General features: G+C 61.9%; 2 protein-coding genes. One reads left to right on the top strand and one right to left on the bottom strand.

The features are described 5' to 3' along the window. On the bottom strand, window positions 1-916 hold a 916-nt coding region (locus WA354_RS20880), incomplete at its 3' end, for an ATP-dependent DNA helicase (RefSeq protein WP_472814955.1). 239 nt (window positions 917-1,155) lie between these two features. Between WA354_RS20880 and der the strand changes: the two genes are divergently transcribed. Next, window positions 1,156-2,606: ribosome biogenesis GTPase Der (gene der, locus WA354_RS20875; RefSeq protein WP_472814954.1), on the top strand; the 1,451-nt coding region annotated here is incomplete at its 3' end.

Here is a 2,606-nt window from a genome sequence, read left to right as displayed (position 1 = left end):
CGCCATTGCTGGGCAGGTTGGCGAAGAACATGCGGGCACGGTCGCGAAGCTGCTGGGTGGCGGCGGGCATTCGTTCGGCGCCGGGCTTGGCGCGGAGGAGAACATCGGTGTCGCGCGCCAGCTCTTCAAAGCGGATGTTCGAAACCGAAAGGCCGAAGTAGCTGGAGGCGATGTCTTCGAGTTCGTGGGCCTCGTCGAAGATGACCGCGGCAGCCTCTGGAAGGATGCCAGCGTCGGGCGCTCCGCTGGCCTGCTGCTTGACGGCGAGGTCGGCGAAGAAGAGGTGGTGGTTGACGATGATGATGTCGGACTCAAGAGCGCGGCGCCGCATCTCGGTGATGAAGCAGCGGCGGTAGTCAGGGCACGTCGACCCGAGGCAGGCGTCGCTGCGTGCGTCGAGCTTGTGCCAGAGAGCGCTCGATTCTGGCAGTTCGGAGAGCTCGGAGCGGTCGCCGGTTTCGGTCGTTTTCTCCCACTCGGCGATCTGGCGGTACTGGTCGATCTCTTCGAGGCCGGACAGGATTGGCTGATCGCGAAGGGCGACGAGCTTGTGGCGGCAGAGGTAGTTGGCGCGGCCCTTCATGTAGCAGACCTGCAGATTTCCCAACAACGACTCCAGAAACGGTACGTCGCGGAAGTAGAGCTGGTCCTGCAGAGCTTTCGTTCCGGTGGAGACGATGACGCGCTGGCCTGTGCGGAGGGCGGGCAGGAGGTAGGCGAGGGTTTTGCCGGTGCCGGTGCCGGCCTCGACGATGAGGTGGCGGCGCTCGGTGAGGGCTCGCTCGACAGCCTTGGCCATCTCCAGCTGCCCGGGGCGGTATTCGTAGGGCAAGGGAGACTTGGAAAGGATGCCGCCGGGTGAGAAGAACTCGTGGAGGGAGGGCAGGGTACGGGTTGAAGTTTGGGAGGAGGCCATCGGCGGGTGCTAAATCCATCATAGGACCTAATCGACATTGAGGGCCGAACCCGGATGGCCGAACCTGGATGGCGGCCCTGGATGGCGGGACCTGGATGGAGGAGCCTGGATGGCGCTCGCAATGCCTGGAGACACGAGACCACTCATCGCTAAAAGCCGCCGACCCAGAGGGTACCCCGATGGGGCGCAGCCCTTCTTCGACGTAGACTGGAAGAGATGTCCTGGATTTGGAGAACGCTTTGCCTACGTATCGCAGATCGGTAATTCCCACGCGGGCCGGAGCGGAAGCGCTTCCGCTGGTAGCCATTGTGGGGCGGCCCAACGTGGGCAAGTCCACGCTATTCAACCGGTTGACGAAGAGCCGGCGGTCGATTGTGGGTGACGAGCCCGGGATTACGCGCGACCGCATCTACGGCGAATACGAATGGATGGGGCGGCGGTTCCGGCTGGTGGATACGGGCGGGATTGTGCCGGATGATCCGGAACTGATTCCCACGGAGATTTACAACCAGGCGAAGGTCGCTCTGGAAGAAGCGCAGGCACTGGTGATGGTGGTCGATGCGCGGACAGAGCTGGCCAGCCCGGATTACGACCTGGTGCGCCTGCTGGGGCGCAGCAAGAAGCCGGTATTTCTGGCGGTGAACAAGATCGAGGGCGAGGCGATGGCCTATGCTGCGGAGAATTTTCGCCAGCTGGGCATCAAGAATGTGTATGCAATCAGCGCGGAACATGCGCTGGGCATCGGCGATCTGCTGGACGCCATCTCAGAGGCGATTCCCGCGACAGAGGCGGAGAGCGAGGCCGAGACTGCAGAGGAAATCGCCGAGGAAGCTGAGATCTCCGAGGGAGGCCCACTCGAACCAGGCGCGGAAGACGATGAACACAAGCAGCTGATTCGCACCCATGGTGAATTTGAGCAGCGTGAAACGGCGGTGGCAATTATCGGGCGGCCAAATGTCGGCAAATCCACGCTGCTGAACGCGCTGACGGGAACTTCGCGCGCCATCGTATCGCCGATTGCAGGGACTACGCGCGACGCCGTGGACGAGGCCATCGAGTTTGAGGGCGACACGCTGCGCTTTGTGGATACTGCGGGTATTCGACGCAAGGGCAAGACGCACTTGATGGCCGAAAAGATGAGCGTGGTTATGGCGCGTCGCCACCTTGAGGCGGCTGATGTGGCGCTGCTGGTGATCGACGCAACCGAGGGCGTGACGGGTGCGGACGCGACTATCGGCGGATATGCCCACGAGAGCGGACGCAGCGTGATCATCATCGTGAACAAGTGGGACGCGGTGACGACTAACCGCACGGATGGAAAACCTGCGGCGGATCGGGAGATCTTCGAACAGCAATTACAAAGGGCGTTGAAGTACCTGGATTACGCGCCGGTGATTTTTCTTTCGGCTCTCGAAGTGAAGGGAATGCCGCGCGTTCTGAAGGAAGTGAAGTCCGTTGCCGCCGAGCGCCGTAAGCGCGTGACGACGGGGCAGATGAACCGCTTCCTCGACAAGATCGATTTCCAGCGGGCTCCGGTGCCGATGGCCAAGCGTATTCGAATTTTTTACATGACGCAGGCTGCGGTTGCGCCGCCGACGTTTGTGCTGTTTACCGACCGCGATATTAAGCTGCATTTCGCCTTCGAGCGCTTTCTCGAAAACCAGATCCGCGACGCCTTCGGGTTCAAGGG

It is taken from the genome of Occallatibacter sp. (genome assembly GCF_049802275.1).
In the GTDB taxonomy this organism is placed as follows: Bacteria; Acidobacteriota; Terriglobia; order Terriglobales; family Acidobacteriaceae; genus Telmatobacter.
This window is presented reverse-complemented; position numbering and strand designations above follow the sequence as displayed.